Origin of the sequence: Acinetobacter sp. SwsAc5 (genome assembly GCF_013391485.1) — a bacterium.
GTDB lineage: Bacteria > Pseudomonadota > Gammaproteobacteria > Pseudomonadales > Moraxellaceae > Acinetobacter > Acinetobacter towneri.
This window is the reverse complement of sequence record NZ_JACAXD010000073.1, coordinates 1-821: the sequence shown is the minus strand read 5'-3', so window position 1 is coordinate 821 and position 821 is coordinate 1. Positions and strand designations below refer to the sequence as shown.

General features: G+C 41.8%; 1 pseudogene and 1 other annotated feature. The pseudogene reads right to left on the bottom strand.

Annotation, left to right across the window (positions count from 1 at the left end):
• A pseudogene (locus HYG89_RS15900) lies at positions 1 to 771 on the bottom strand (IS3 family transposase); the annotation flags it as partial.
• Positions 380 to 496, bottom strand: a sequence feature (AL1L pseudoknot). It overlaps the preceding pseudogene by 117 nt.
• Positions 772 to 821: the final 50 nt, after the last annotated feature.

The window sequence follows — 821 nt, the reverse complement described above, 5'->3', positions numbered from 1 at the left end:
AGGCGGTATAGACCCAGCCTGAATGAGTTTGAATATACGTGAAGTCAGCGACCCATAGCTGGTCAGGATGATCAGCACTAAAATTGCGTTTCACCAAGTCATCTGCTCGTTTTTGATCCTCTCGGCTACGGGTAGTTTGTTTATTCTTACCACGCCAAACACCTTGTATAGCTAGCTTCTGCATCAATCGAGCAACTGTACAACGTGCGATAACATAACCTTCACGTTTCAATTGTTGCCAGACCTTACGCACACCATATCGACCTAAACTTTCTTTCCAAATACGTTTGATTTGCTCTGCATGATGTAAATCATGCAGAGCACGTTTCGCTCGATGTTCTGGATTGTCAGCGAGATCTAAAGCCCGATAATAGGTCGAAGCTGCAATCGGTAAAATTCTACAAATCGCTTCAACGCCATATCGATCTTTATTGTTCTGGATAAAATCCACCATTATTTGTGTGGGCGGTCGAGCTCCGCCTGGGCGAAAAAAGCGGCTGCTTTACGTAGAATTTCATTGGCACGTTTTAATTCTTTAATTTCACGTTCCATTTGCTTCATTTTTTCTTGGTCAGATATCTGTTGTACTTTGGCAGGATTTAGTTGATCCATATGCTTTAAATACCAAACACGCAATGTTTCAGGAGTACAACCAATCTTAGGTGCAATAGCTGTGATTGCAGCCCAAGTAGAAGGATAATCTTTTTCAGATTCAATCAATAATTGAACCGCTCTTTCTCTGATTTCAGGGGTATATTTTGGTTTTGTCATTGGAACATTCTCTCAAGAAAGTTGGTCTCCGACAAACCCGGTACGGTTCA